The 26,618-nt window shown below is 62.3% G+C and carries 22 protein-coding genes; 9 read left to right on the forward strand and 13 right to left on the reverse strand.

What is annotated here, in order from left to right; translation table 11 throughout:
* The first annotated feature begins 38 nt into the window (after nucleotides 1–38).
* Together AC0L18_RS03655 and AC0L18_RS03660 are read left to right on the forward strand one after the other, a co-directional pair.
* Nucleotides 39–1,247, forward strand: a complete 1,209-nt coding sequence (locus AC0L18_RS03655) for a polysaccharide biosynthesis/export family protein (RefSeq protein WP_473490647.1) — start codon at nucleotides 39–41, stop codon at nucleotides 1,245–1,247.
* A gap of 204 nt (nucleotides 1,248–1,451) precedes the next feature.
* Nucleotides 1,452–2,210 (forward strand): class I SAM-dependent methyltransferase, encoded by a 759-nt coding sequence (locus tag AC0L18_RS03660; RefSeq protein ID WP_473490648.1) that lies wholly within the window; start codon nucleotides 1,452–1,454, stop codon nucleotides 2,208–2,210.
* Nucleotides 2,211–2,343: 133 nt separating this feature from the next.
* Here AC0L18_RS03660 and AC0L18_RS03665 read toward each other — a convergent pair whose 3' ends face one another.
* Nucleotides 2,344–3,606 (reverse strand): O-antigen ligase family protein, encoded by a 1,263-nt coding sequence (locus AC0L18_RS03665; protein WP_473490683.1) that lies wholly within the window; start codon nucleotides 3,604–3,606, stop codon nucleotides 2,344–2,346.
* 457 nt (nucleotides 3,607–4,063) lie between these two features.
* Here AC0L18_RS03665 and AC0L18_RS03670 point away from each other — a divergent pair, with 457 nt between their 5' ends.
* The 3 genes from AC0L18_RS03670 to AC0L18_RS03680 all read left to right on the forward strand — a co-directional run bounded on the left by AC0L18_RS03670 (nucleotide 4,064) and on the right by AC0L18_RS03680 (nucleotide 7,351).
* Nucleotides 4,064–4,993: a TIR domain-containing protein gene (locus AC0L18_RS03670; protein ID WP_236379044.1), complete on the forward strand. Its 930-nt coding sequence runs from the start codon at nucleotides 4,064–4,066 to the stop codon at nucleotides 4,991–4,993.
* A 213-nt stretch (nucleotides 4,994–5,206) separates the two neighbouring features.
* On the forward strand, nucleotides 5,207–5,959 hold the full coding sequence (locus AC0L18_RS03675) for an SDR family NAD(P)-dependent oxidoreductase (RefSeq protein ID WP_091592787.1): 753 nt from the start codon (nucleotides 5,207–5,209) through the stop codon (nucleotides 5,957–5,959).
* A 51-nt stretch (nucleotides 5,960–6,010) separates the two neighbouring features.
* Nucleotides 6,011–7,351, forward strand: coding sequence for a glucoamylase family protein (locus tag AC0L18_RS03680; RefSeq protein WP_473490649.1), 1,341 nt, complete (start codon nucleotides 6,011–6,013; stop codon nucleotides 7,349–7,351).
* 185 nt (nucleotides 7,352–7,536) lie between these two features.
* Here the strand turns inward: AC0L18_RS03680 and AC0L18_RS03685 are convergent, their stop codons facing one another.
* Nucleotides 7,537–8,973: an aldehyde dehydrogenase family protein gene (locus tag AC0L18_RS03685; RefSeq protein WP_473490684.1), complete on the reverse strand. Its 1,437-nt coding sequence runs from the start codon at nucleotides 8,971–8,973 to the stop codon at nucleotides 7,537–7,539.
* A gap of 262 nt (nucleotides 8,974–9,235) precedes the next feature.
* Between AC0L18_RS03685 and AC0L18_RS03690 the strand changes: the two genes are divergently transcribed.
* Complete coding sequence (locus AC0L18_RS03690) at nucleotides 9,236–10,267, forward strand: hydroxyacid dehydrogenase (protein WP_473490650.1); 1,032 nt, start codon at nucleotides 9,236–9,238, stop codon at nucleotides 10,265–10,267.
* A gap of 29 nt (nucleotides 10,268–10,296) precedes the next feature.
* Here AC0L18_RS03690 and AC0L18_RS03695 read toward each other — a convergent pair whose 3' ends face one another.
* From AC0L18_RS03695 to AC0L18_RS03745, 11 genes are all read right to left on the reverse strand, one after another.
* Entirely contained in the window at nucleotides 10,297–10,782 is a 486-nt protein-coding gene (locus AC0L18_RS03695; RefSeq protein WP_027151538.1) for a hypothetical protein, read from the reverse strand.
* Nucleotides 10,783–10,873: 91 nt separating this feature from the next.
* Nucleotides 10,874–13,600 carry a nitrate reductase gene (locus tag AC0L18_RS03700; RefSeq protein ID WP_473490651.1) on the reverse strand — a complete coding sequence of 909 codons (2,727 nt, stop codon included), beginning with the start codon at nucleotides 13,598–13,600 and terminating at the stop codon, nucleotides 10,874–10,876.
* Nucleotides 13,601–13,603: 3 nt separating this feature from the next.
* The gene (gene nirD, locus AC0L18_RS03705) at nucleotides 13,604–13,939 is read right to left on the reverse strand and encodes a nitrite reductase small subunit NirD (RefSeq protein ID WP_208602492.1); all 336 of its coding nucleotides are present in this window, start codon (nucleotides 13,937–13,939) and stop codon (nucleotides 13,604–13,606) included.
* The gene (nirB, locus tag AC0L18_RS03710; RefSeq protein ID WP_473490652.1) at nucleotides 13,939–16,389 is read right to left on the reverse strand and encodes a nitrite reductase large subunit NirB; all 2,451 of its coding nucleotides are present in this window, start codon (nucleotides 16,387–16,389) and stop codon (nucleotides 13,939–13,941) included. The genes nirD and nirB overlap by 1 nt, the downstream gene beginning before the upstream one ends.
* A gap of 19 nt (nucleotides 16,390–16,408) precedes the next feature.
* Entirely contained in the window at nucleotides 16,409–17,710 is a 1,302-nt protein-coding gene (locus AC0L18_RS03715) for an MFS transporter (protein ID WP_473490653.1), read from the reverse strand.
* A 55-nt stretch (nucleotides 17,711–17,765) separates the two neighbouring features.
* Complete coding sequence (locus AC0L18_RS03720) at nucleotides 17,766–17,957, reverse strand: hypothetical protein (RefSeq protein ID WP_473490654.1); 192 nt, start codon at nucleotides 17,955–17,957, stop codon at nucleotides 17,766–17,768.
* A 398-nt stretch (nucleotides 17,958–18,355) separates the two neighbouring features.
* Nucleotides 18,356–19,153, reverse strand: coding sequence for an ABC transporter ATP-binding protein (locus tag AC0L18_RS03725; protein ID WP_473490655.1), 798 nt, complete (start codon nucleotides 19,151–19,153; stop codon nucleotides 18,356–18,358).
* A gap of 11 nt (nucleotides 19,154–19,164) precedes the next feature.
* A complete protein-coding gene (gene ntrB / locus AC0L18_RS03730; protein ID WP_473490656.1) occupies nucleotides 19,165–20,061 on the reverse strand; it encodes a nitrate ABC transporter permease in 897 nt (298 codons plus the stop codon).
* Between the two features lie 59 nt (nucleotides 20,062–20,120).
* Nucleotides 20,121–21,437: a CmpA/NrtA family ABC transporter substrate-binding protein gene (locus AC0L18_RS03735; protein WP_473490657.1), complete on the reverse strand. Its 1,317-nt coding sequence runs from the start codon at nucleotides 21,435–21,437 to the stop codon at nucleotides 20,121–20,123.
* Between the two features lie 360 nt (nucleotides 21,438–21,797).
* Nucleotides 21,798–23,036: a CmpA/NrtA family ABC transporter substrate-binding protein gene (locus AC0L18_RS03740; protein WP_473490658.1), complete on the reverse strand. Its 1,239-nt coding sequence runs from the start codon at nucleotides 23,034–23,036 to the stop codon at nucleotides 21,798–21,800.
* A gap of 2 nt (nucleotides 23,037–23,038) precedes the next feature.
* On the reverse strand, nucleotides 23,039–23,638 hold the full coding sequence (locus AC0L18_RS03745) for an ANTAR domain-containing response regulator (RefSeq protein ID WP_473490659.1): 600 nt from the start codon (nucleotides 23,636–23,638) through the stop codon (nucleotides 23,039–23,041).
* Nucleotides 23,639–24,635: 997 nt separating this feature from the next.
* Between AC0L18_RS03745 and AC0L18_RS03750 the strand changes: the two genes are divergently transcribed.
* From AC0L18_RS03750 to AC0L18_RS03760, 3 genes are all read left to right on the forward strand, one after another.
* On the forward strand, nucleotides 24,636–24,803 hold the full coding sequence (locus AC0L18_RS03750) for a hypothetical protein (protein ID WP_473490660.1): 168 nt from the start codon (nucleotides 24,636–24,638) through the stop codon (nucleotides 24,801–24,803).
* Between the two features lie 689 nt (nucleotides 24,804–25,492).
* On the forward strand, nucleotides 25,493–25,777 hold the full coding sequence (locus AC0L18_RS03755; RefSeq protein ID WP_287217585.1) for a DUF982 domain-containing protein: 285 nt from the start codon (nucleotides 25,493–25,495) through the stop codon (nucleotides 25,775–25,777).
* Nucleotides 25,778–26,244: 467 nt separating this feature from the next.
* Complete coding sequence (locus tag AC0L18_RS03760; protein ID WP_473490661.1) at nucleotides 26,245–26,544, forward strand: DUF1236 domain-containing protein; 300 nt, start codon at nucleotides 26,245–26,247, stop codon at nucleotides 26,542–26,544.
* Nucleotides 26,545–26,618: the final 74 nt, after the last annotated feature.

Below are 26,618 nucleotides of genomic sequence, written 5' to 3' on the forward strand. Positions count from 1 at the left end.
CCGGCACCGTTAGCAATCGCATGCGACGGATGCGGCTTATGGCCACTTGCCTCGCGCTGGCGCTGGCCGTTCCCCAACTCGCCGCGGCCGACGAGTACCGGCTTGGATCCCAGGACAAGCTGACCATCCGCGTGGCCGAATGGCAGACCGTTGAAGGCACGTTCCGCGACTGGACGGCCGTCAACGGAGAATACACGATCGGCCCGGCTGGAACATTGTCGGTGCCGTTTGTCGGCGAAATGCCGGCATCCGGCAAGACCACATCCGAGATCGCGGCGGCGATCAGCCAGGCGCTCCAGCGCAAGCTCGCTCTGGCGGACCGGCCGGAAGCCTCCGTCGAAATGGCGCAGTACAGGCCGTTCTACATTTCCGGGGAGGTGCAGACGCCGGGCCAGTATCCCTACGTGCCCGACCTGACCGTCCTGAGGGCGATGAGCATCGCCGGCGGTGTCCGGCGGGCCCCCGAAGGACAGCGGTACGACCGCGACATGATCAACGCCAAGGGCGAGTTTGACGTTCTCCAGGACCAACGGGTCCGACTGATCGTTCGGCGCGCGCGCATCGAAGCACAGATCGCCGACAAGCCGACATTCGACGTGCCGAAAGAGCTGGCCGAGGATCCGAAGCTGGCAAGCATCGTTGCCGACGAGATGGCGATCCTGACGGCCGATCAAAAGAATCTCAAACTGCGCCTTCAGGCGCTCGACGATTTGAAGAAGCTGCTGCAGAGCGAGATCGATTCGCTGCAGAAAAAGATCGTCAACCAGCAGCGGCAGGTCGACCTGGCAAAGGAACAGCTCAGCGGCATCGGTTCGCTGGCGCAAAAGGGCCTTGTGGTCAACACTCGGGTTCTGGGTTCGCAGCAAACGATCGCCGACCTGGAAGGACAGATCCTGGATTACGAAACGGCTATCCTCACCGCCAGGCAGTCGATCAGCAAGGCCAACCAGGACGCCATCGATCTGGAGAACACCCAGAATGCCGACCTCGCCACTGGCCGGCAACAGGCAGAAGCCGATCTCGCCGAAACAATGCTCAAGATGAACATGCACACCGGCCTGATGGCCGAAGCCATGTCGGGGAACCCGGCGCTACAAGGCTATCGCGACGGCGAAGAGCCAACGATGTCGTTTGGCCTGGTCCGGATGGTCGACGGCAAGACCAGCGAAATCGCCGCCAGCGAAGATACACCCGTGCTGCCTGGGGACGTGATCAAGGTGAAGCTGGTGCCAATGGCAAGCCAGTAAGCCTTCGAGCGATCGGCGGATCCGATCAAGCCGAACAAGATTCGATCGGCAAAGAGTTCGACCCGGACGAGTTCGACCATGAACTCGTCGACACTGTGCTCGCTGCCCGACAAGCCAGCCTGCCGCCAACTCGGGACGTGAGTAATTACAGCGCAAGGAAATGTTGTGCTTTAGCTGCAACTCAAATCCGAGGAGGACTTCGTCATGCACAGTGCAAGGGACGAAATCGTCAGTCGAGAAAGAGAATTTCACAATCTCAGGTTTAGTCAGGAGGAGGATCCAAGAGGAAGCCTGGACAAGTGGTATCGAACGATTCGACATGGCGCTGAACGTCAAGACGAGCAGATAAAACGGCTTTCGAAAAATGCAGACGTGCTCGAGTACGGTTGCTCCGATGGCGGGTGGTCCCTGCATTCCCTGCACCTGCCCGATCTTTGTCGATCTCTGACGGGGATCGATATTTCGGATGTAGCGGTAAACAAGGCGAACGAACGGGCGAGCGCGCTTGGAAGCACGAACGCTACGTTCCTGGCGATGAATGCGGAAGCCATGTCGTTCGAGGACAACAAGTTCGACCTGGTGTATGGACGCGGGATCATCCATCACCTGGACCTGGACCGGTGTTTTTCCGATGTGGTCCGTGTCCTGAAGCCGAACGGCGTGGCGTCCTTCTACGAGCCGATGGGACACAATCCGCTCCTGAATGCCTACAGAAAACGGACACCCCTCATCCGCACCGCTGATGAACATCCCTTGCTGATTTCGGACTTCGCTTTGGCCCGCCGCTATTTCAGCGATGTCCAGGTGGACTATTTCGGCCTGTGCTCCGTAGGAAGCGCGCTGATGCCGCGAACCATCTCGGAGACCGTCTACACGGTTGGCAAAGCTGTCGATTCAGTGGTTTTGACGCTTCCCTTTGTGAAGCGGTTCGCATGGTACGCGCTCCTGACCCTCAGGGCCTGATCAACAGGCAGCAAACCCAACTCGGGCGAGGCTCGCCTGCTGCCTGTGAGATGAGATGATTGCTTGGCCTTGGCGCTGTCAGGCGGCGTTTTTGTGCGCGCCACCAAAATCAAGGTAATATTTTAGCCCTTGCTTAGCGCCCTGCGGTTTCTGGTTCCGCGAGGTCCGCTGCGGTCCATCGGGGACGGGCGACATGCACCCTGACCAGCTTGAAGTAGCTGTAATACAGGAGGAAGGAGCCCGTGATGTAGGGGTTGAAGGTGTCGATCTCAACGAAGGACCGAATGAACAAAAGCACCATCACGCCGGCAAGAATCACCGACTCGGCTTGCCCTGCCCTGAATATCAGGGCCGATATATGGCCCCATAGCGTGCGCAGGATGATCAGCGAAATCAGCGTCGCCCCGACATAACCGAGCTCGACGAGGGCTTCGATATAGGTGTTGTGGAAGTGGAAGCCGCTTCGGGTTGTGATGTAGAATTCGTTCCAGAGCCGCTCGGCCTCGGCGAACCCCTGCACCCAATAGGCCGCGTAGCCGACGCCGAGGACTGGCGCCTGCTGCGCCGCTTCCCAGCCCTGCTCCCAGAGATAGGTCCGTCCGGTGAGCGTGGAATCCTTTCCGAAGGCGCCAAGGACGAAATCCAGAAGTCCTGCAAAGGCAACCGCGGTGACCACGACCAGCCCGCATGCGCCGACCACGAAAATCACCCGTCGGTAGCGGAGTGGAAGCTTTTTGGCCATGGCAAGCAGAGCCACCAGAGCGAGAACTGCCGGTATCGAAGCCGTCGAGGTGGCGGAATGCGCCATGATCAGAAGATAGGCCGATAGGACGAGGATGGGCGCCGTCAGGATGAAGCTTATCCGGCCGCGCCTGAGAAAAACCAGGAAGACAATGCAAAAATAGATGCCAAGGGAGGCGACAAAGCCGATCTGGTTCTTGGAGCTGAATGCGCCGACGAAATTGTACGTCCCGTCGAGCATATCATAGGAATAACCCCCGACCTTGAGCGAATAGAGCAGGACGACAAAAATCCCGATCAGCGAGCCTATCGTCAACGTCCGGACGCTGACGGTGCGCGCGGCGATGTAGGCGCAGGCGATATGGGAGCAATACTGGATTGACGTCCTCAACGTGATGCCGGGGGCATCCGACCAGAACACCGAGAGGCAGACATAGAATGCAAACGCCAGCGGCAGCCACGCGCTGGAGGCATGCCGCAACAGCCGCCGGTAGTTTACCAGGATCAGGGGAAGCCAGACCGCATAATAGGCCAGGATCAAGATCGGGCCGAAAACCGAGGAGTAGGAGAACGCCCAAATGGAGATGGCAACAGCAAATGCGCCGTAGACGGTGCTCTTCTCCGGGTCGACCAACAGAGATTTTGGAATCTTCATCTCGGTAGCGAATTCCCGTCCATGCAGTTCAATGCCGATTCGTCGCCGCGCCATGCGCGAACGCTCTCATTGTGCAGTGCAATATAACCCATCCCCCACAGCCTGTCACCCAAATGAGGCAAAAACAGCCATAAGGCGCCCCGAGACGGCGGGAAAAGGCCACGACAGGCCGTGCGGCAAGAACCCGAGCATCCCGGCGCAGGGCTGGGGCATCGCTCTCGGCGCCCTCAAAAGCCATCGCCGCCGCATCTAACGAGAGGGTCGGCATGGCCGCCGCGCGGAACTGTTTTTGCAGTTGCTTTCAGCACCGGACCGAAAAATAGCAGCCGGCATTCGTTGCATCCGTTGCAATGAATGAGGCCCTCCGCGTACGCTATCTCGGGGACAACCAGACGATGGCCACACCAACAATTGGCAGACGCTGGTCGTCCCCGATCTGTTGGGTTGGAGCAAACGGATGGACAAACCTCGAATCTTCCTGGGCTCGTCGGGGAAGCAGAAAAAGCTGCTGCAGGCGCTGACACGCGGTCTTGAAGACATCGCGCATGTGGAACCCTGGACGACGTCCTTCAATCCGGGGACAACCACACTGGGGCGCCTGCTCGAGCTTACGCGGGAAGTCGACTTCGCCGCTTTCGTCTTCGCCCAGGACGACTGGACCAGTGTAAGCCTGCCAGCATCATCTGCTCCTGTATCCGCTCAGGCTTCTCCGCGAGACAATGTCGTCTTCGAAGCCGGCCTTTTCGGCGGAGTCCTTGGAATGCGCCGAACGTTTATCCTTCATGCCAACGGTTCCAAGCTTCCAAGCGATCTCCTGGGCCTGACGTCCGTGAGGTATGGCGAAGCGACGACCGCCGCGGAGATGAGAGCGGTCAACCAAAAGCTGCGAAAAGCTGTTGAAAATGAAGGCCGCGTCGCCCGAATAGAGGGCCTTTGGTGGCAGTTTTCCCTGTCGGAGCGGACCGTAAAGGAACCGTCCGCCGTGAGCCTCCTGCGTATCGCGCGAGACCGCGATGGCGCGTTGGAGTTGGCCGGCCGCTCATGGCAAGAGAATGGCAGTCTGTCAGCCAGATACTGGAGCGAGGCGGTAAAGGAGAGAAAGGAGCCTGCCGGCATCTTCTACTTTTGGAATGGAGAACGGCCCTTGGATGCGAACGCGTCGCAGTTGTACGGGACGGGGGAGATCCGGCTGGAGTCCGCCGATCGCGCGTCCGGGTACTTTACCACACGCGCCGACACGCAGCCAAAACTGAACGCGCGCACCTCAGGCGTCTACTTGCGCGCCGAACCGGAGGACTTGAGCATCCTGGACGGGCGCGACAACCAGCGACGAGTGGAGTTGATCGCGGAGCGGCTGAGCCATTGGAAGTCGATCAAGAACGTTTGAACTGTGCGCGTGGAAGTCGCCTTGCAGAGACGGCAGCCCCAGCATCGAATGGTCAGGTCGTAGCCAAGAGCGGCTCTCAACCGCCTGCTCCTGGCCCGCCATGAACCTGTTCGAGGCTCCAGTCCCCGGCTTGAACTTCTCCGCTGTTGACTTCACATTCGCCGCCGGCGGTGTCGCCAGCGCCCGTCGGGGCGGGCAAATGAGGGAGACCATATGCCAATGAGTTTTGCGGGACGGTTTGCCGGACGATCGGCCGTGGTCACCGGTGGCGCCTCAGGCATCGGCCTGGCCGTCGCGCAACGAATCGTTGAAGAGGGCGGGCGCGTTTGCGTCTGGGATCGCAACTCCACCCAGATCGAGCAGGCCAAGGCTGTCATCGCCGACTTGCACGGCGTGACCGTCGACGTCGCCGATCCCGTAGCGGTCGCACAGGCCGCCCGGCAGACGATCGAAGCCCTTGGCGCGGTCGATATCCTGGTCACCAGCGCGGCCATCACCGGACCGAACATGACGACCTGGGACTATTCGGTGGAGGATTGGCACCGGGTCATCGACATCAACATCAACGGCGTCTTCTACTGCAACAAGGCGCTGGTTCCGCACATGCTCGAGCGCAATTACGGCAGGATCGTCAACATCGCTTCGATCGCCGGCAAGGAGGGAAACCCGAATGCCTCTGCCTACAGCACCTCGAAGGCGGCGGTGATCGGCCTGACCAAGTCGCTGGGCAAGGAACTGGCGAAGACCAAGGTGACGGTGAACTGCGTCACGCCGGCAGCGGTGCGCACCGCGATCTTCCAGCAGATGAGCCAGCAGCACATCGATTTCATGCTGTCGAAAATACCAATGGCGCGGTTTGGCGAGGTCGAGGAGGTGGCGGCGCTGATCTCGTGGATCGCTTCCGAGGAATGTTCCTTTACGACGGCTGCCGTTTTCGACGTTTCCGGCGGCCGGGCGACCTATTGAAGCAACTGGAACGATTTGCAACCACGGACGCCGGACTGGAGTTCCCGTCGTTTGCTTAGGATCGAACCTCCACAGTCCGACGAAGAACTGCTCGACCGCTTCCAGCGCGCCGCCTTCGGCTATTTTCTGGAAACCGTGAATGCGGAAAACGGACTGGTTGCCGACACGTCGCGGCCAAATTGGCCGGCAAGCATCGCGGTCGTCGGCTTCGCCCTGTCCTGCTATCCGGTCGGGGTCGAGCGCGGCTGGATAGCACGAGACGCAGCCGTGAAGCTGACGCTTGCCGCACTGCGTTTCTTCTGGAACAGCCGGCAAGGCGATGGCGACGACGTCACCGGCCACAAAGGCTTTTACTACCATTTCCTTGACATGCGGACCGGCCTGCGCGCCTGGCGATGCGAGTTGTCGGTGGTTGACACGGCGCTGCTGATGGCCGGCGTGCTCACGGCTGGCGCCTTTTTCACAGGCGACACTGACGACGAAACCGAAATCCGCGAGCTGGCGGAAATGCTCTACCGACGCGTCGACTGGCGATGGATTCAAGGCAGCAGACCGACCTTGCGACAGGGCTGGAAGCCGAAGAGCGGCTTTCTGCGTTATGGCTGGGAAGGCTACAACGAAGCGACGATCCTTTACGTCCTGGCAATGGCCGCCCCCGACAAGCCAGCCTCGGACGACAGCTATGCCGGCTGGACCGCGACATATCAGTGGGAAAACATCTACGGCTACGACGTTCTCTATGGCGGCCCGCTGTTCATGCACCAGTTCTCACATGCCTGGATCGACTTCGATGGCATCCGAGATGCGTTCATGCGGGACAAGAACTCGGACTATTTCGAAAACAGCCGCCGCGCGACCTACCTTCACCGGGACTATGCGCGGCACAACCCCTCTGGCTATGACGGCTACGGCGAAGCACTTTGGGGCCTTTCGGCGGGTGACGGACCCGGCAAATTCCGCGCGCGGATCGAGCGGCGGCCGCGCAAATTTTCCGGCTATGCAGCGCGTGGCGCACCGTTCGGCCCCGATGACGGAACGATTGCGCCGTGGTCGTATCTCGCATCGCTGCCCTTCGCGCCGGAAATCTGCCTGCCTGCGCTGCGCCACCTCAGAGAACGCCACCCTGAGGTGGTCGACGGTTTCAGGATGCCGAGCGGCTTCAACCCGACGCTGGCGAACCGGCGGAAGTTCGGGCCGAGCGGCTGGATATCGGATGCGCACTATGGACTGGACCAAGGCATCGTCGTGCTGATGATTGAAAACCACCGCTCGCGGCTGATCTGGGAGCTGATGCGGTCGAGCCCGCATATCCGTCGCGGCCTGTGCAAGGCCGGGTTCTCCGGCGGCTGGCTGTCGCAGCCGGCGAGCCCTCCTCGCAAGGACCCCTGCTGAATGTCGGCTAAAACGCGCCGCGTTTTAGCGGCCTCCTGCGACGCGCTTTAGGTTGCTGTTCCATGCATGTGCGCGACATGCATTAGCGCCCAGTGGTCGCTGTCGTTTCGGCCACGAAGACGTTCGCCTTCCCGGCAACTCGCGCTCGCTGGGAAGGCCGTTCGATTTCGTCTGGCTTGATTTACTTAGCCGGCGAACGTGTAGGCGGTCTTTACCGTAGTGTAGAATTCCGCTGCGTAGCGGCCTTGCTCGCGCGGGCCGTAGCTCGATCCCTTGCGTCCGCCGAAAGGCACGTGGAAGTCAACGCCCGCCGTCGGCAGATTGACCATCACCATGCCGGCCTCCGAGTTGCGCTTGAAATGCGTGGCGTGCTTGAGGCTCGAGGTGCAGATGCCCGACGTCAGCCCGAACGGCGTGTCGTTGGCCACCGCCAAGGCCTCGTCATAGTCCTTGACGCGGATGACGTTGGCGACCGGCCCAAAAATCTCCTCGCGTGAAATGCGCATGGCGTTGGTGGCTTGCGTGAACAGCGCCGGTTGCAGGTAGAAGCCGCGGGTTTCGCGATCGAGCCGCTCGCCGCCGAAGGCGAGATCGGCGCCTTCCTGGCGGCCGATGGCGATATAGTCTTCGTCCTGTTTCAACTGGCTCTGGTCGACGACGGGTCCGATCTGGGTTTTCGCATCGAGGGCGTCGCCGACGACCAGCTTGGCGAGGCGATCTTTCATCGCATCGACGAAGCGGTCATGGATGCCGTCCGTCACGACCAGGCGGGACGACGCCGTGCAGCGCTGGCCGGTCGAGAAATATGCGCCATTGATCGCGCAGTCGACGGCGACGGCTAGGTCTGCATCGTCGAGCACGACGAGCGGGTTCTTGCCGCCCATTTCGAGCTGGTACTTGCGCATGTGCTCGACGCTGGCGGCAGCCACGCGCTTGCCGGTGCCGACCGAGCCGGTGAAGGTGATGGCATTGAGGTCAGGGCTGTCGAGCATGGCCTGGCCGACTACCGAACCCTTGCCCATGACGAGATTGAGCACACCCTTAGGCAGGCCGGCGCGGTGCAATATGTCGACAATGGTCCAGGCGCTCTCCGGAACCAGCTCGGCCGGCTTGAAGACGATGGTGTTGCCGTGGGCCAGGGCAGGAGCTATTTTCCACGCCGGGATGGCGATCGGGAAATTCCACGGTGTGATGATGCCGACGACGCCGACCGCTTCGCGTGTGATCTCGACACCGACGCCCGGCCGCACGCTTGGAACCAGCTCGCCCGACAGGCGCAGCGTCTCACCAGCAAAGAAATCGAAGATCTGGGCGGCCCGCACGGTTTCGCCAATTCCCTCGACCAGCGTCTTGCCCTCCTCGCGCGCCAACGCCCGGCCGATTTCATCTTTCCGCGCGGTGATCTCGTCCGACGCCTTCCTCAGCACCGCATGGCGTGCCAGCAAGCCCGATCGGGACCACGCAGGAAATGCCGCTTTCGCCGCCGCGATGGCCTGCCGCGCCTGCTCGGCGTCGCCCGATGCATATTCGCCGACCACGTCGTCGAGATTGGAAGGGTTGATGTTGCGGGAGCCGGCATCGCCCACCCACTCGCCATCGATGAGGTTCTTTCGAAACGGGATCATGTCGCTGTCTTCCTTGTCCTTCGATTGCCGTCTATCTGGACCACCAGCCGCCACACCGCAAGGCCGCCAGCGGCAAAGTTCTGCTCCTCGACAGGCATGTGCTAAGCAGGTTTCGGAAAAGTGTTCGATGGTTTTCCGATAAAAACCTGCGACAAACACAAACCCGGCAGGCGAAGCCCGGCAAGCCTGCTTGGGTGTCGAGGTGGTAAACCATGATTCTAGTGCGGCGCGACGCGGATCGCGCCAGGAGGAGGCTGCCATGTCCGACAGCGCGTTGCCGCTGGTGATCAGCGCGCCCGAGCCACGCACGCTCGACCTGATTTTCACGCCCGAGGCACTGGCGAGATTCCGCGCCAGATACCGTATCGTCGAAACGTCGCCAGAAGGCGTCGCGGCCCTGGCACACGATGTGCTCGCCGAGGCGCGCTATATCGTCGGCCAGCCGCCGATCGCGCCGGAGACGCTGGAAAGGATGACGGCGCTGCGCTGTGTCTTCAATGTCGAGAGCAACCTCATCAACAACATGCCGTATGAAACGCTGTTTTCGCGCGGCATCCATGTCGTCACCACCGGCATGGTGTTTGCCGAGCCGGTGGCCGAGCTCGGTCTTGCCATGGCGCTCAACCTCGCCCGCGACATCGTCGACGCCGATCTTGCGTTTCGTCAGGGCAAGGAGCTGTGGGGCGGCGAGGGCAACCGGGCGGCGCGGCTTCTCTCCGGCGCGGATGTCGGTATCATCGGCTTCGGCGATCTCGGCCGTGTGCTCAACCGGCTGCTGTCGGGCTTTCGCACGCGGACCAAGGTCTTCGATCCGTGGCTGCCGCCCTCGATCCTGATCGAGAACGGCGTCGAGCCGGCTTCCCTCGACACGGTTTTGTCGAGTAGCGATTTCGTCTTCGTCGTCGCTTCGGTGACCAGCGAAAACCAGGGTTTTCTCGGCACTGAGGCCTTTGCCAGGATGCGCAAAGGAGCCGCCTTCATCCTGCTCAGCCGTGCCGGCGTGGTCGATTTTCCGGCGCTGATGGACGCAGTTCGCAGCGGCCACATCGTCGCCGCCAGCGATGTGTTTCCGCAAGAGCCGCTGGCGCAGAACCATCCTGTCCGCACGCTGCCCGGCTTCCTGCGCTCCGCCCACCGGGCCGGCGCGCTCGACATCGCTTTCAAGCGCATGGGCGACATGGTGCTGGAAGACATGGACCTGGTCGACCGCGGCCTGCCGCCAATGCGTTCGAAGCGGGCCGAACGCGAGACCGTTTCGCGCATGCGCTCGAAGCCGGTCGACAAGAACTGAGCCGTCAGGCCCAGCGGCTGCGAGGTTTCTCAGATGGTGAACGACCAAAACAGGCAGGCGAGCGTCGCTGCGGCGAAGACGACAAAGAACAGGCTTCTCAGCAGGATATTGCGGCGCAGCTCGTTCATGAAGAGATGGCAGCCGACGACGGCCACGACAAACAGGAACCGCCAATTCAGCAGTGCCGGCAGGACATTGCTTCGATCGAAAGCCCATCTGGCGGCGAGGCCGCCAATGATGGCCGCGAACAACACGATGACTGTCCAGAAGATCGCATCCGCAGCATGTGTCAGGACGATGCCGGCGACCCTGATCGGCAGGATCATCATCAGCAGCGCGCTGAAGAAGTACACGGCCGCGAGCGGGATAAATGTCCCGGCATCGGCGACGTCGTCCAGGCGTTCTGCGCCGATCGCACCAAAGGGATAGCCATGCCTGGCCACCGCCAGGCTGAGAGCCATCAGCAAAGCCGTCAATATGGCCACCAATGCGAATGAAGTGAGGGCTTTGCTCATAAGGGTCCTGCTCGGAACGAATCGGATAAGGACGTTGGTAGCCCACCGTTTGTAAATTGCTGGTAAGCGTCGCGACGCGCTTTGGACGCCCTCACTCCGCCGCGTGAAGGCGCCGCGCCTCGATGATGGTCCTGATCTCGGCGCGGCAGGAGCCGCAATTGGTGCCGGCATGCAAGCTGGCGCCGATCGCTTCGACGCTTACGCAGCCTCCGCGCACCGCTTCGGCGATCTGATTGGCGCCGACCCCGAAACAGGAGCAGACGATGGCGCCGCGATCGACGCTGTTGCCGCCCGGCCGCCCCGCCACGATCGCCAGTCGCCCGCGCCGATCGGCATCGTCCGCGCTCAACTGCTCGACCGCCCAGCCGCGCGACACCGCGACCGGCCTGGGCGCAAGATAGAGCGCGCCAGTCAGCCGGCTGCCGGCAAAGCGGGCGAAGCGATAGTGCCCGCCGGCGACGTCATGATAGGCGAGCGTCTCGCCTGGCGCGTCCGCCCCGAAAAGCGAGGCCGCGAAACCCGGCCAGTCCCGGTCGGCTTCCAGCGCAAGCTCGAGACGCCAGCCGGCGGCGCAGCGGGCGAGGCTCCAATAGTCGGCGTCGATCGAGGCTGGCCGTTCGGCAAGCACCGCGAAGCCGAACGCGACGGCAGCGAAGCGTTCCACCCTGGCGGCAACATTCTTCGAGGCCGGCTGTCCTGAAATCGGATCGGTGATGGGCGCCACCAGCGCATCGACACGAGCCCGCGCGGAAAACTGGTCCGTCCAATGCATCGGCACGAAGACCGAGCCTGGCCGCTGCCGCGCCGTCACCAGCGCACGAAGCAGCACCTCGCCATGCTCGGTCGAGACGCGGACGATGTCGGCATCGCCGATGCCGAAGTGCTGCGCGTCCGCCGGGTGGATTTCGGCGAACGGCTCGGCCAGGTGCTGCGACAGCCGCTGGCTTTTTCCCGTCCGCGTCATGGTGTGCCAGTGGTCGCGAACCCGCCCGGTGTTGAGCACCAGCGGGAATTTTTCGTTCGTGCGGGTTTGCGGAACTGGACGGATCGGGATGAAACGCGCCTTGCCGTCGGGTGTGTAGAAGTTGCCGTTGGCGAAGAAGCGGGTGCTGGCTGAGCTATGTCCAGCTTGAACACCCCCCTCTGGCCTGCCGGAATGGCCGGCAGGCCAGAGGGGGGTGCGTTGGCTCGGCGCCGGCCATTGGAATGGCGCCAACTCCTCATAGGTCTCTGCATCGACCCCGGCATACGCACCGATGTCGAAATCGCGGGCGCCGTCATTCTCGAACGCCGACAGCGCGGCATGCTCGGCGAAGATATCGGCTGGCGACGGATGCGAAAACGCTTCGTCAAAACCCATCCGCTTGGCGACTTCGGCGACGATCCACCAGTCGGCCCTTGCCTCTCCGGGCGTGGCCAAAAAGGCGCGCTGGCGCGAGATGCGGCGCTCCGAATTGGTGACCGAGCCGTCCTTCTCGCCCCATGCGGCGGCGGGCAGCCGGACGTGGGCGTGGCGGACCGTGTCGGTCTTGGCCAACACGTCCGACACCACGACAAACGGGCAGGCCTTGATCGCCGCCTCGACGGCATCGGCGTCCGGCATCGAGTCGACCGGGTTGGTAGCCATGATCCACAGCGCCTTGATGCGCCCATCGGCTACCGCCTGAAACATCTCGACCGCCTTCAGGCCGGGCTTTTCGGCGACGGTCGGCGCACTCCAGAACCGCTGCACGCGGTCGCGGTGCTCGGGGTTTTCGATCTCCATATGGGCGGCCAGCATGTTGGCCAGGCCGCCGACCTCCCGACCGCCCATGGCGTTGGGCTGGCCGGTCACCGAAAACGGTCCGGCGCCGGGCTTGCCGATGCGGCCGGTAGCGAGATGACAGTTGATGATGGCGTTGACCTTGTCGGTGCCCGAGGACGACTGGTTAACGCCCTGGCTGTAGACGGTCACCGTATTCGCCGTCGCGGCGAACAGGCTGTAGAAGCGGACAAGCTCGTCCTCGCCGAGGTCCGTGGCAGCGGCGATGCCGGCAAGGTCTAGCGCGGAAGCGGCAAAAAGGGCTTGCCCGAAGCCGGTTGTGTGCGCCGTGATATAGGTGCGGTCCAGCGCGTTGTGCTGGCCGAGATAGGCGAGCAGCCCTGTGAACAGCGCGACGTCGCCATCGGGCGCGATCGCCAGATGCATGTCGGCAATATCTGATGTCATCGTGCGGCGCGGGTCGACCAGCACCACCTTCATGTCGGGCCGTTTTTCCCGGGCAGCGGCAATGCGCTGGTAGAGCACCGGATGGCACCAGGCGAGATTGGAGCCGACCAGCACGATCAGATCGGCGAGTTCCAGATCCTCGTAGCTGCCCGGCACCGTGTCAGAGCCGAAGGCGCGGCGGTGGCCGGCAACCGACGAGGCCATGCACAGGCGCGAATTGGTGTCGATATTGGCCGAGCCGATGAAGCCTTTCATCAGCTTGTTGGCGACATAATAATCCTCGGTCAGCAACTGACCAGAGACGTAGAAGGCGACCGCGTCGCGACCGTGCTCGGCGATGGTCCGCGAAAAAGTCGAGGCGACGAGGTCGAGCGCTTCGTCCCAGTCGGTGCGGCGACCGTGGATCTCCGGATAGAGCAGCCGTCCGTCTAGGTCGATCGTCTCGGCCAGCGCCGAGCCCTTGGAACAGAGCCGGCCGAAATTCGCCGGATGGTCAGGGTCGCCGCGAACGGTTACCTCACCGTTCGCGGCGACCTTCGCCAGCACGCCGCAGCCCACCCCGCAGTAGGGGCAGGTGGTCCTCACCTCGCGCGCTTCGTCGATCTTCATAATTCAAGCCGCGCGACTGGCCAGCGCTTCCAGCGCAATGAACAGGCGCTCGCCCTCGATCCGCACCGGAATGGTGCGCACCGCACCTTCGTCGGCGCCGAGCGCCTTGCCGGTTTCCAGCGAGATCACCCAATTGTGCAGAGGACAGGTCACCGCCGCGCCATGGACAATCCCCTGCGAGAGCGGCCCGCCCTTGTGCGGGCAATGGTCCTCGATGGCGAAGACCTGATCGTCAGCGGTGCGGAAGACAGCAATCTTGCCTTGAGGCGTGGCGACGCAGCGCGCGCCGCGGCGCGGAATGTCTGAGAGCGTGCCGACAGCAATCCAGTTCATCATCATCACTCCGCCGCCTGCGCGAAGCCGACCGAAGCCATCGGCCGGAATTCGTGCTTGTCCTTGCCGGAAACGCGTTCCGACCATGGGTCGACCTGAGCGAATTTCTGCGAAAAGACGAAGCGGTCGAAATAGGCCTTGCGCTTCTCGCCATCGTCCATGATCTGGCGCTTGATCTCGGCGATGCCGATGCGCTTGGCCCATTTGTAGATGCGCTCGAGATAGCGGCCCTGCTCGCGATACATCTGCGTCAGCGCCACGATATGCTGCAGTGCCTCGTCCTCGGTCTTGACCAGGCCGAGCACCTCGGTTCCCTTGATGTCGAGGCCGGCTGCCCCGGCGAAATGGATCTCATAGCCTGAATCGACGCAGATCACGCCGACATCCTTGCAGGTTGCCTCGGCGCAGTTCCGCGGGCAGCCCGACACCGCCATCTTGACCTTGGCCGGCGTCCACGAGCCCCACATGAATTTCTCGATGCGGACGCCGAACCCCGTCGAATCCTGCGTGCCGAAGCGGCACCAGTCCGAACCGACGCAGGTCTTTACGGTGCGCAGTCCCTTGGCATAGGCGTGGCCGGAGACGAAGCCGGCCTGGCCGAGATCGGCCCACACCGCCGGCAGATCCTCCTTGCGGATGCCGAGCATGTCGATGCGCTGGCCACCGGTGACCTTGACCATTGGAATTTCGAATTTGTCGACGACGTCGGCAATGGCGCGCAGTTCGGCGGCATTGGTGACGCCGCCCCACATGCGCGGCACCACCGAATAGGTGCCGTCCTTCTGGATGTTGGCGTGTACGCGTTCGTTGATGAAGCGCGACTGGTAGTCGTCTGCATACTCGTCCGGCCAGTCGCAGACGAGATAGTAATTGAGCGCCGGCCGGCATTTGGCGCAGCCGCAGGAGGTGGTCCATTCCAGTTCCTGCATGACGGCGGGAATGGTCTTCAGGCCCTTGGCCTTGATCAGCCGGCGGACCTCATCATGGCCGAGCGTGGTGCAGCCGCACATCGGCTGCACCGCCGCCGGATTATACTTGTCGCCGATGGTAAGCACCATCAGCTTCTCGACCAGCCCGGTGCAGGAGCCGCAGGAGGCGGACGCCTTGGTGTGAGCGCGCACGTCGTCGAGCGAGGTCAGGCTTTTGGCCGTGATCGCGCCAGTGATCTTTCCCTTGCAAACGCCGTTGCAGCCGCAGATTTCCGCATCATCCGGCAAGGCTGCAACGGCCGCCATAGGGTCCAGGGAGGCGCCTCCCTGGTATGACTGGCCGAAGATAAGCGTGTCGCGCATTTCCGATATGTCGGTCTGCTTCTTCTTGAGATCGTTGAACCAGGCGCCGTCCGCCGTCTCGCCGTAAAGCACGGTGCCGATGATGCGGTCATCCCTGAGCACCAGCCGTTTGTAGACGCCGGCGGCGGCGTCGCGCAGCACGATCTCCTGGCGGTCCTCGCCCTCGGCAAAGTCGCCGAGCGAGAACAGCTCGATGCCGGTGACCTTGAGCTTGGTCGGCGTGTCCGAATGGACGAAGGCGGCGGCCTCGTCGCCGGCCAACTGGCTGGCGGCGACACGCGCCATCTCATAGAGCGGTGCGACCAGGCCGTAGACCATGCCGTTGACCTCGGCGCATTCGCCGAGCGCGAAGATGTCGGGGTCGTTGCTGCGCATGCCGGCATCGACGACGATGCCGCGATTGACGGCAATACCGGCCTCTTTGGCGAGAGCGGCGTTCGGCCTGATGCCGACCGCCATCACCACCAGCGTCGCCGGGATGATGGTTCCGTCGGCGAGTTCCACCTGCTCGACCTTACCCTTGCCTGTGATCGCCTGGGTGTTGGCCTTGGTGATGACCTTGATGCCGCGCTGCTCGACGGCCCGCTGCAGGAGATAGCCGGCGGCCGGATCGAGCTGTCGTTCCATCAGCGTCGGCATGACATGCAGCACGGTGACGTCCATGCCCTGCGCGTTCAGGCCCGCAGCCGCCTCCAGCCCTAGCAGGCCGCCGCCGATGACCACGGCCTTGGCCCGTGACTGCGCGGCCAGCATCATCGCCCGAACGTCGTCGAGATCGCGATAGGTCAGCACGCCCGGCAGATCGTGGCCGGGCACCGGGATGATGAACGGCACCGAGCCGGTGGCGATGACGAGCTTGTCGTAGGGCTCGGTGACGCCGTGGTCGGAGGTGACGGTCTTTGCCTGCCGGTCGATGGCGACGATCTTGTGGCCCTTGTAGAGGGTGATCCCGTGCTTGATGTACCAGCCATCGCCATGGATGATGATCTCCTCATAGTCCTTTTCGCCTGACAGAATCGGCGACAGCATGATGCGGTCGTAGTTCACGCGCGGCTCGGCATTGAAGATGGTGACCTGGTAGAGGTCCGGCGCCTTTTCCAGCAGGTGCTCCAGCATGCGCCCGGGGGCCATGCCGTTTCCGATGATGACGAGTTTTTCGGTCATGTCCTGATCCACTCCTGTCTCATTCAGCCGCGTAGGAAAGGCCTGAAGCTTCGGCGGCGGCCGCGCGCTCCATCCGCCGGATGCTGAAGTGCATCCAGGCAAAGCAGGTGGCGACGATGACGAAGAGCAGCATGAAGCAGCTCGACCAGACGCCGGTGAGGTCGTTGAGTGCGCCGAAGGCGATTGGCAGGATAAAGCCGCCGAGCCCGCCAATCATGCCGACAACGCCGCCGACCGCGCCGACACTCTGCGGGTAGTAAACCGGGATGTGCTTGTAGACGGCGGCCTTGCCAAGGCTCATGAAGAAGCCGAGCACGCAGGCAACGGCTATGAAGGCGAACGGGCCGATCTCGAAATGGAAGGCGATCGGCCCGCTGATGCCGTGCACGACGTAGTCTGCCGAGGGGAGAGACAGAACGAGAGTCGCGACGGCACTGACCGCGAAGGTCCAGTAGAGCACGGTGCGGGCGCCGATCCGGTCGGATAGCACGCCGCCATAGGCGCGAAAGATACTCGCCGGGATCGAATAGGCCGCGCCGATCATGCCGGCGGTCGCGATGCCGAATCCGTAGACGCCGATCAGGTAGCGCGGCAACCACAGCGACAGCGCCACGAATGCACCGAAGGCGAAGAAATAATAAAAGGCGAAGCGCCAGACCTGCAGGTTCTTGAGCGGCGCGAATTCCTGCAAGAAGCTTCTCGCGGGTGCTGCCTTGCCGGCGCGGCGCTCGCGGATGACCGGATCGTCGTCGGTGGTGAACCAGAAGACGGCGGCCATGACCACGAGTGCTGCCGCCCAGATCAGCGCGACCGACTGCCAGCCCCAGGAGAGAAGCACGAATGGTGCCAGGAACTTGGTGACCGCGGCGCCGACATTGCCGACACCGAAAATGCCAAGCGCCGTGCCCTGCTTGCCGGCCGGGAAGAAGCGTGAGACATAGGCGACACCGACGGCGAAGGAACCACCGGCGAGCCCAACGCCTAACGCGGCGACCAGCATCTGTCCGTAGGTTTGCGCAAAAGCGAGCAGGAAGGTCGCGACCGCCGCCGCAAGCATGGTCGCGGTGTATACCAGCCGTCCGCCAAAACGGTCGGTCCAGACACCGAGCACCATGCGCACGAGCGAACCGGTGAGGATCGGCGTGCCGACCAGCAGGCCGAACTCCGTCTCGTTCAGCCCAAGGTCCTGCTTTATGCGCACGCCGATGATTGAAAATATCGTCCACACCGCGAAGCAGACGGTGAAGGCGATGGTGGACATCACAAGCGCCTGGCGGGGAGCATTGTCCTGGCTGGGCGAGGCTGGGAGATTTGCGGTCAACGTCTGGCTCCGGTTTGCGGCGTGGGAGGCACCGCGGATGTTTGTGGGTGAATGATCAGCGGCGCGGCATCAGTGCGTCCAACGAGACCGGGCTCGCCACGGCCAGGTCCTTGTTTTCCGTCTTGGCGCCGACGGGAAACAGCAGGAGCGCGGCGGTGAACAGTGCCGCCGTCAGCGCGCTGCTGGCCAGAAAATCGCGGCGCGTGAAGTCCGCGAGGGACGCGCCAGTTCCGATCCGTTTCGTCATCGTCGTCTCCGGTTGGGCGCCGCTTGGGACCAGCGCCGTCGATCGCGTAAAAACAAAAAAAGCCGCCGGTCAGGTCTTTGCGCGTCCGTCCATCCGGGATCGCGTATTGACCTGAGCGGCAGCTTTGCCTGTGGCGCCCGCCATTGGACGCCGTGTCACTTGGCCCTTCGGACCTACAATCTGAAAAGCAGGAAGCGTGCCAATTCGACAGCGCTCCAGATTATCGAATTAAATCAATGTGAACCGCAGCCGCGCGATTTTTGACCAAGCCCGGCAGCGGATCAAAGATTAGTCAGAATGCCTTGCACAGCAGCATAATATTTGTGCAATGCGGTAGATTGCCCATTGCCGATGCAGATTGCCAATTGTAGATGATGACGCGTTTTTCGGTCATGGCCTTACTCCGCGGCTTCCACGACGCGGTGGCGTTCGTAGAGGAACTTCAGCACCGCCTCGCGGCAGCGCAGGAAGGTCCGGTCGGAGGAAAGCTCGATGCGCCGGCGCGGCCGGGCCAGCGGCACCGCAAGCACCTCGCCGATGGTCGCCGCTGGACCGTTGGTCATCATGACGATGCGATCGGACAACAGCACCGCCTCGTCGACATCGTGCGTGATCATGATCGTCGTCGAGCCAAGCCTCGAATGGATATCCATCACCGCATCCTGCAGATGGGCGCGCGTCAGAGCGTCCAGCGCACCGAAGGGCTCGTCGAGCAGCAGGATCTTCGGCTCCATGGCCAGCGCGCGGGCGATGCCGACGCGCTGCTTCATGCCGCCCGATATCTCGGCGGGCCGCTTGTCCCTGGCATGCGCCATCTGCACGAGGTCGAGATTGCGCATGATCCAGTCATGCCGCTCGGCCTTGGTCCTGGTCGAACCGAACACCTTCGACACCGCCAGATTGATGTTCTCGTAGACGGTGAGCCACGGCAAAAGGCTGTGGTTCTGGAACACCACGGCGCGCTCGGGTCCGGGGCTGTCGACCTCCTTGTCCTCGAGCAGGACCGCGCCGGCGGAGACTCTGGTCAGCCCGGCGATCAGGTTGAGCAAGGTCGACTTGCCGCAGCCGGAATGGCCAATGATGGAGACGAATTCGCCTTTGTCGATGGTCAGCCGGATGTCTTTCAGCACCTCGCTGACCTGGCCGCCGCGGGCAAAGGATTTGTCGATATGGTCGAGTTTCAGGTAGGCCGTCATCGCGCCTCTCCTCACTTTGCCGTTGTGCCGCGGGTGACGAAGGCGCCGGCCGCCGCGACCAAGCGGTCGAGGCAGAAGCCGGTGACGCCGATATAGGCGAGCGCGACGATGATGTCGGGCAGCCGCGACGAGTTCCAGGCGTCCCAGATGAAGAAGCCGATGCCGACGCCGCCTGTCAGCATTTCGGCGGCGACGATGGCGAGCCAGGACAGGCCGATGCCGATGCGCAGGCCGGTGAAGATGTAAGGTGCCGCGGCCGGCACCATGATCTTTACGAAGAATTCGAGCTGGTTGAGCCTGAGGATGCGGGAGACGTTTCGATAATCCTCTGGAATGTTGCGGACGCCGACGGCAGTGTTGATGATCACCGGCCAGATCGAGGTGATGAAGATGACGAAGATCGCTGACGGGCTGGAATCGCGGAAGGCAGCCAGCGACAGCGGCAGCCAGGCGAGCGGCGGCACGGTGCGCAGAATCTGGAACACAGGATCGAGGCCGCGCATCGCCCAGATCGACTGGCCGACCAGCGCACCGAGCGCGACGCCGACGATGGCAGCCAGGCCGAAGCCGATGGCGACCCGCTGCAGCGAGATCAGCACCCGCCAGGCCAGTCCGATATCCTGCGGACCATAGTCGAAGAACGGATGGGCGATCAGATCGTAGGCCTCGTTCCATACCTGGCTAGGTGGCGGCAAGCTGGCATTGGGCGACGAGCAGGCGACCTGCCAAACGACGAGCATGACGATGATGACGACGGCCGGCGGCACCAGCGTGCTCGCCAGCTTGCCGGCGATCGCGGCGGGATCGAAGCGGCGCCCCACTTTGGCGGTGAAAGCTATGACCTCTGCAGGCTTGGCAGGCGCGGGGAACGCCTTCACCTTGGTGTCCTCGATGGCTTGAATAGACATTTCGCAAAAAGCTCCTTGAGCACTGGCAAGCGGCGCAGCGGCGGCGCTTGCCGTCGACGTCAGGCCGATGCCTTGATCTTGAGGCTGTCGAGATAGGCGGACGGGTTGGCCGGATCGAAAATCTTGCCGTCAAAGAAGGTCTCGACGCCGCGCGATGGAGACGCCGGGATATCGGCCGCAGCAACGCCAAGATCCTTGGCCGCCGCGCGCCACAGATCTTCGCGGTTGACTTGATCGACCAGCGCCTTGATGTCGGTGGTCGCCGCGAATTTGCCCCAGCGGATGTTTTCGGCGAGGAACCAACTGTCGTGGCTCTTGAACGGATAGGACACACCGCCCTTCCAGAACTTCATGTAGAGGTCGGTGCCGGTGGCGACGCGGTCATTGCCGTAATTGATGTCGCCCTTGAGGCGGCCGATGATGTCGGCTGTCGGCACGTTCATCCATTGCCGCTTGCCGATGATGGCCGCCATCTCGTTCTTGTTTTCCATGGCTTCGCACCATTGCTGGGCTTCCATGACGGCCATCAGGATCGCCTTGGTGGCGTTCGGGTTCTTGTCGATGAAGGCGGCGCGCAGGCCGAGCGCCTTTTCCGGATGGCCTTTCCACAACTCGCCCGTGGTGGCGGCGGTAAAGCCGACGCCCTGATGGACGAGTTGCTCGTTCCATGGCTCGCCGACGCAGAACACGTCCATGTTGCCGACCTTCATGTTGGCGACCATCTGCGGTGGCGGCACGACGATGGTCGAGACATCCTTGTCGGGATCGATGCCGCCGGCAGCCAGCCAGTAGCGCAGCCAGAGATCATGGGTGCCGCCCGGGAAGGTCATGGCGGCCTTCACCTCCTTGCCTTCGGCCTTCTTGGCCGCGAAGGCGTCCTTCAGCTTGGAGGCGTCGAGGCCGACGCCAGTGCCGGCATATTCCTGCGCGACGGAAATCGCCTGGCAGTCGTAATTCAGCCGCGCCACGATCGCCATCGGCATCGGCTGGTTGTTCTGCGTCACCTTGCCGGTATGCATCAGGTAAGGCATCGGCGTCAGGATATGGGCGCCGTCGATGCCGTTGGCTTCGCCGCCGAGCATCAGATTGTCGCGCGTCGCGCCCCAGGAGGCCTGCTTGAGCACCTCGACATCGGGCATGCCGAATTTCTCGAACAGGCCCTTCTCCTTGGCGATCATCAGCGGCGCCGCGTCGGTCAGCGCGATGAAGCCGAGCTTGGCGCCGGTGACTTCCGGTGCCGCGGGCGCCGCATAGGCGCCAGACGGCAGCAGCGCGCGTGCCGCTGCCAGGGTTGCCGCGGTGGCAGCACTTGCCATCAGAAAATTGCGGCGGGTCATGCCCTCGAGAGGGGCTTCAGTCTTGATGCGTTTCGTCATCGTCGTCTCCCGTTGGGCACTGCTTGGGATCAGCGCCGTCGATTGCCGTGCTCGGTCAAAACAAAAAAAGCCGCCGGCCAGGCCGCGCGCGTCCGTCCATCCGGGATCGCGTGTTGACCTGAGCGGCAGCTTTGCCTGTAGCGCCCGCCATTGGACGCCTGTTCCGTGACCCGAAAAGAGTCTGCCTATTGCAATGCAGGAACCGTGCCAGTTTCGGAATGGATGACAAACATCAATGAGATCAACGGCATGCCACAATCATCGGCGCGCTGGCCCGTTGGGCGAGCAAGCCAAAGATTGTTCATTAGCGCCGTTGCACGCATAATTTTTGTGCAATGCACAAGAATGGCGCGAAAATGATCAGGCTTCGGCGCGCGCCAATTTCTGCCCGGCAATGTAGGCGTCGACCTCGTCGGGATCGAATATCTGGCCATCGAAGAAACCATCGGGGCCGAGCACCAGACTGGCGCCGGCGGAGCCGACAGGTGTGGCAGACGCCAGCGCGCCCTCCACCTTAGAATTGGCGCCGGGAAGTGCGACGCCGAGCGGCTTCAGCGCTGCGCGATAGAGGTCGGGCCGGTAGGTGTCCCGCGCGAGCGCCATGTGGGCAGCGCTGTGCTTGACCTGCCCCCAACGGACCATCTGCGTGTAGAACCACAGCGCGTGGCTTTTCCACGGAAAATTTGCCGCCTTGCCGAAAGCCAGAAAGAAGTCTTCGACGGTCAGTTCCGCGCCGCCGCCCAGCGCGAGATGTCCGGTCAGGATCGGCATCTGTAGCGCCGGCGAAAGGCCGAGGAAGGAAGGCTGCGCCATCAGGGCGGCCAGTTCGCCGCGGTTTGCCGGATCCTGGCACCAGCGCGCGGCGTGATGGAGCGCGCGCAGCAGCGCCGAAAGCGCTTCCGGGTGTTTTTCGGCCCAGGCCTTGCGCACGCCGACGACTTTCTCGGGGCTGGTCTTCCAGATGGTGGCCTTGACCGTGGCGATATGGCCGGTGCCGGCGACGACCGAGGCGCTGTTCCACGGTTCGCCGGCGCAGTAGCCGTCGATCCTGCCGGCGGCGAGTGCGTCGGCCATGAAGGGCGGCGGCACGATGACGATTTCTATTTCGCGCGACGGATCGATGCCGCAGGCGGCGAGCCAGTAGCGCAGTTCGTAATTGTGTCCGGAGTGCGGATGCACGACCGCAAAGCGCAGCGGGTCGCGACCGGCATTTGCCCGTTCACGGATCAGCGCTCCCAGGGCCTTGCCGGCCCGCGCCGGATTGAGATCGGGCAAGGCGCCGTGCGCGGCCATGCCTGCCCAGAGCGTGTTCGAAATCGTTACGCAGTTGCCGCCCAGCCCCAGCGAGAACGGCACGATCGTGTCGGAGGCGAGTGGGGTGAGCCCCAGATTGCAAGCGATCGGCATCGGCCCCAGCATATGCGCCAGGTCGAAATGTCCGATCGCGATGCGGTCGCGGATGTTGGCCCAAGAGGTTTCGCGGCTGAGCGTCAGGTCGACGCCTTCGCGCGCGGCAAAGCCGATCTCCCTCGCTGCGACAAGGACGGCGCTGTCGAAGAGCGGCATGAAACCGGCATTGATCTGGTGTTCGGCCGCCATGCTCAACTCTCTCCGGGATCCAGAAGGCCTGCCGCCGTCACCAGGCTCTGCGCGATTTCGCTGATCTTGCGGTTCTGGTTCATGGCGGTCTTGCGCAGAAGCGTATAGGCCGCGTCCTCCGACAGGCCGCGTGATCGCATCAGGATGCCCTTGGCGCGGTCGATGACCTTGCGGTCCTCCAATTCACTGCGGGCTTCCTCAAGTTCGCGCGCCATCCGCGAGAACGCGTTGAAGCGGCTGATCGCCATGTCGAGGATCGGCTTGACGCGCTCCTGGCGCAGCCCGTCGACGACATAGGCGGAGACCCCCGCTTCCACCGCAGCTTCGATTGAAGCCTGATCCGACCGGTCCACGAACATGGCGATCGGCCGCTTCACCACGCGCGAAAGCTGGAACATGTTTTCAAGCATATCGCGGTTGGGATTTTCGAGATCGATGACGATTACGTCCGGTTCGATCTCGGCAATGCGCCGCGCTATTCCCGCAACATCGTGAACGACCGTGACCTGCTCATGCCCGGCCTCCCGCAATCCCGCCTCGATGATGGCGGCGCGGATGTGGTTTTCGTCGATCACCAGGACGGTGAGGGATTTCCGGATCATGCCGCATTTTGCGCACGAAGCGTGATTGTGCAATGCGGCATGGCGAGAATTGACGAAGTCATCGCTTCGGGGACCGTAACATGTTCGCGGAGCCGACCGTTAAGCCTCTCTAAACGCATCTGACTTTGCTTTTGTATCCACCGCGCTATTTCCCAATTGCGACCTTGTCTCGCTGGCTTTGAAATTGGAGGTTTCCATGGATCGGCGATTATTTTTGACAGGAGTGTTTGGCGTTGCTGGGGCAGCAGCCCTTGCGAGCGCAGTTCGGCCAATCAACGCGGTGGCCGGCGTACCGAGCGCCAGAAGTGGCATCCTCGATGAACTCGACGCGCTGGAGACAGAGCCGTTCGAAGATGAGGATACTCAGGCGGAGCCGGTCCGACATCGGAGCTGGCACCGCAGGCGGCGGCGCCGACGGCGGGCTTGGAGAAGGGCCTGTCGTCGTGCCTGGCGATATGGCCGTCTGCGCAGACGGTGTTTTCGCAGGCGTGTTTGGGTCTGGGACTGGTATTATTAGCAGTCAGTGTGCTGAAAACCCCGGCGGTTGCCGGGGTTTTCAGTCTCAGACTAGCCGAATACGGCGAATTTTTCAGGGATCCGCGCGAGTTGTCAGGCCTGCCAGTGATAGGCAGGCCTAAAGCAGACTTGATTTTCCCAAGAGAAAACTTTCCGCCGGTTTGGGAATCGTCCCACCTATGATTGTAAACGGTCCTTAGTCAGGGTAGAACTTTAGAGAATTCTAATAATTGTCTGTGACCAGTTGGCGTGCTCTTCGCTGCCCGCTGCAGATCGGCCCCACACCGATCGGGCCCGCGCTCTCGGCCAGAGGCGCGGGCTTTTCATTGACGTGCCGTAAGGCCGCGGCCGAAGAACGGGATGGCTCGAACAAGGCGTTACCCGGTTTTCCATTCCTCTACGGCTAACTCGGTGCTTTTGTTAGTCACGCGCTTGGGAACAAGCGCCAGATAGCGAAGTTACAGCGTAAGGAGTTTCTCCTATGGCTGACGAACAGAATAGAGCGCCGAACAACCCTGAAATCGTCGTTCGACGCTTGGTCAAAGAGACCGGCATCACCGAAGAACAGGCCCGAGAGCTTATCTCCTTCCTCGGGTTCCATTGGGCATCTCTGCTCCGGGAAGCAAAGTCGCTAGCTGCAAAGCGGTGAGCGGGTCTGTTCAGATTATAATCGCCGCTCGGTGAACGACTAAGGCGTCTCGCCCGCCGTGCCGAAAGGCGCCTGGGCTTTTTGGTTGTCCGAGATGTCCTGAATCGTATTTAGTTGCGCAGAATGTTTTAGCCCGAGAGGTGGTATGCCGATTTATCGAAAAGCTAAAGAAGCTGGCGTCTTCAGTGCATCCGAAGTGGCTACGCTGGGCCGTGTGTTTGACCGGCTCAAGGGAGGGCGACTCCGAACATCTACGTGAGGCTCTCGCGTCCCGGATCCTTGCAAATTATACGGCCGGTATCACTGACGAGGACGAACTTGTCTCAGCGTCGAAACTGCCGTTGGGTCGGTAGACGGAACCAAGGTCCTGCTTTCGCCGCTTTTTTTCGACCCTTCGCTGGAAGATAGATTCAAGCCGGAAGTTCGGGGCGTGCAGCATGGTCTTGGTCCCTCTCAAGATTTGCTGCCGGTCGGGTGATGCTCCGATCAGCCCGCGCCCTCCCTCGTGAGGCGCGGGCTTTTCCGTTCAGGAACCGAAACTATCAGGGCTCTTCGGACGTCCAGCCCCTGGCGCCGAGCAACGCGGCCTGGACCCGGCGAATCAAGAGCACCACTGCCCCGACGAACATTCATGCAACCACCGCCATGTCTTCGCGTTTAGCCGCCTTCAATCCTGGAGAGCGACAAAGATGCCGGCGTTTATTCCGATTACAATTTACCTGAATGACAGATCGATGCTGGTTGCGTCGATCCCTGATGCTGAGACGGCGCTTCAGCAACCATGGCCATTCATGGGCAAGCCATCCCGACTTGAAGCAATTCGAATGATCGAGGATTGCCTGGCCGGACACTGCACCCAACAAGCCGCGTTCGATGCCTTCAAGGCGGCCGCAAGTGAACAGGGGCTTCTTAAGCGACAGCCTCCAAGCATAGGCCTCAGGAAATTCGACGGGGTTGCCGAAGACCTGCTGTGAGGTGACTCCGCCCCTCTGACTTTGAACCACTGAGAGGCCTCCGCCGGGTGAACTTTGCTCAGCCGCACGGGCCACCCGCCAAATCGAGGAATGGCGGGTGCTCCTTTATCGGCGCAGGAAGGGACTTAGCTGCGCAGATGTCAAATTGGTTGGCCTTTAGCTAACGATTATTCCAATCGCCAGGAATGTGATCGAAACTGCGAAGACCGGAGCGAGTAACCAGCGGGCTTGGTGGACACTATTTTCCATGGGCTCCTTCCCGTGAACTTGCAGTGATCAACGACTATGCGCAGCGGCGGTTCCGGGTGGCGCTATGTCCGGCCTATTACGCCAAAACAGGCGAGACTAGGTCCTGTCGCGCGTCAGACCAAAGTCCCTCAAGGGGAACAAATGCAGCTGCCTGAGGTTAGATACCTGGCGCTAAGGCGATCCCGTTCAGCGCATCAGCCCTCACGAAGGAGACAGTTATGAGAATGCATCTTTCCACTGCAGCCGCGGGATTTTTGCTGCTGGCAGGCATCGGTGCCGCTGCCGCTCAGGACGTAGTCATCGAGCCTGAACAGGAGACGGTCATCAGGGAATACGTGAAAAAGCAGCCGCTCGCATCGGTCAAAATCCCTGGAGTGGAGCTCAACATCGGCTCAACCCTGCCCGAGACGGTCGAGCTTCATGAAGTCCCCAACACCGAATACCGCACCGTTGTCGTCGACAACCGGACCGTTGTCGTTGACCCGGGCACACGCAAAATCATTAAGATCATCGAATGACGTGAGCGACTGGGAGGACAGCCCGCCGTGCCGAAAGGTGCGGCGGGCTTTTTTATTTTTGGAACAAAGCCGCG

The organism is Mesorhizobium sp. WSM4819, assembly GCF_055811215.1.

Excerpts from the sequence above, each read along its gene's own strand:
- AC0L18_RS03655 (WP_473490647.1), top strand. The coding sequence starts at position 39 with ATGGCCACTTGCCTCGCGCTGGCGCTGGCCGTTCCCCAACTCGCCGCG.
- AC0L18_RS03660 (WP_473490648.1), top strand. The coding sequence starts at position 1,452 with ATGCACAGTGCAAGGGACGAAATCGTCAGTCGAGAAAGAGAATTTCAC.
- AC0L18_RS03665 (WP_473490683.1), bottom strand. The coding sequence starts at position 3,606 with ATGAAGATTCCAAAATCTCTGTTGGTCGACCCGGAGAAGAGCACCGTC.
- AC0L18_RS03670 (WP_236379044.1), top strand. The coding sequence starts at position 4,064 with ATGGACAAACCTCGAATCTTCCTGGGCTCGTCGGGGAAGCAGAAAAAG.
- AC0L18_RS03675 (WP_091592787.1), top strand. The coding sequence starts at position 5,207 with ATGCCAATGAGTTTTGCGGGACGGTTTGCCGGACGATCGGCCGTGGTC.
- AC0L18_RS03690 (WP_473490650.1), top strand. The coding sequence starts at position 9,236 with ATGTCCGACAGCGCGTTGCCGCTGGTGATCAGCGCGCCCGAGCCACGC.
- AC0L18_RS03695 (WP_027151538.1), bottom strand. The coding sequence starts at position 10,782 with ATGAGCAAAGCCCTCACTTCATTCGCATTGGTGGCCATATTGACGGCT.
- AC0L18_RS03700 (WP_473490651.1), bottom strand. The coding sequence starts at position 13,600 with ATGAAGATCGACGAAGCGCGCGAGGTGAGGACCACCTGCCCCTACTGC.
- nirD (WP_208602492.1), bottom strand. The coding sequence starts at position 13,939 with ATGATGATGAACTGGATTGCTGTCGGCACGCTCTCAGACATTCCGCGC.
- nirB (WP_473490652.1), bottom strand. The coding sequence starts at position 16,389 with ATGACCGAAAAACTCGTCATCATCGGAAACGGCATGGCCCCCGGGCGC.
- AC0L18_RS03720 (WP_473490654.1), bottom strand. The coding sequence starts at position 17,957 with ATGACGAAACGGATCGGAACTGGCGCGTCCCTCGCGGACTTCACGCGC.
- AC0L18_RS03725 (WP_473490655.1), bottom strand. The coding sequence starts at position 19,153 with ATGACGGCCTACCTGAAACTCGACCATATCGACAAATCCTTTGCCCGC.
- ntrB (WP_473490656.1), bottom strand. The coding sequence starts at position 20,061 with ATGTCTATTCAAGCCATCGAGGACACCAAGGTGAAGGCGTTCCCCGCG.
- AC0L18_RS03735 (WP_473490657.1), bottom strand. The coding sequence starts at position 21,437 with ATGACGAAACGCATCAAGACTGAAGCCCCTCTCGAGGGCATGACCCGC.
- AC0L18_RS03740 (WP_473490658.1), bottom strand. The coding sequence starts at position 23,036 with ATGGCGGCCGAACACCAGATCAATGCCGGTTTCATGCCGCTCTTCGAC.
- AC0L18_RS03745 (WP_473490659.1), bottom strand. The coding sequence starts at position 23,638 with ATGATCCGGAAATCCCTCACCGTCCTGGTGATCGACGAAAACCACATC.
- AC0L18_RS03750 (WP_473490660.1), top strand. The coding sequence starts at position 24,636 with ATGGCTGACGAACAGAATAGAGCGCCGAACAACCCTGAAATCGTCGTT.
- AC0L18_RS03755 (WP_287217585.1), top strand. The coding sequence starts at position 25,493 with ATGCCGGCGTTTATTCCGATTACAATTTACCTGAATGACAGATCGATG.
- AC0L18_RS03760 (WP_473490661.1), top strand. The coding sequence starts at position 26,245 with ATGAGAATGCATCTTTCCACTGCAGCCGCGGGATTTTTGCTGCTGGCA.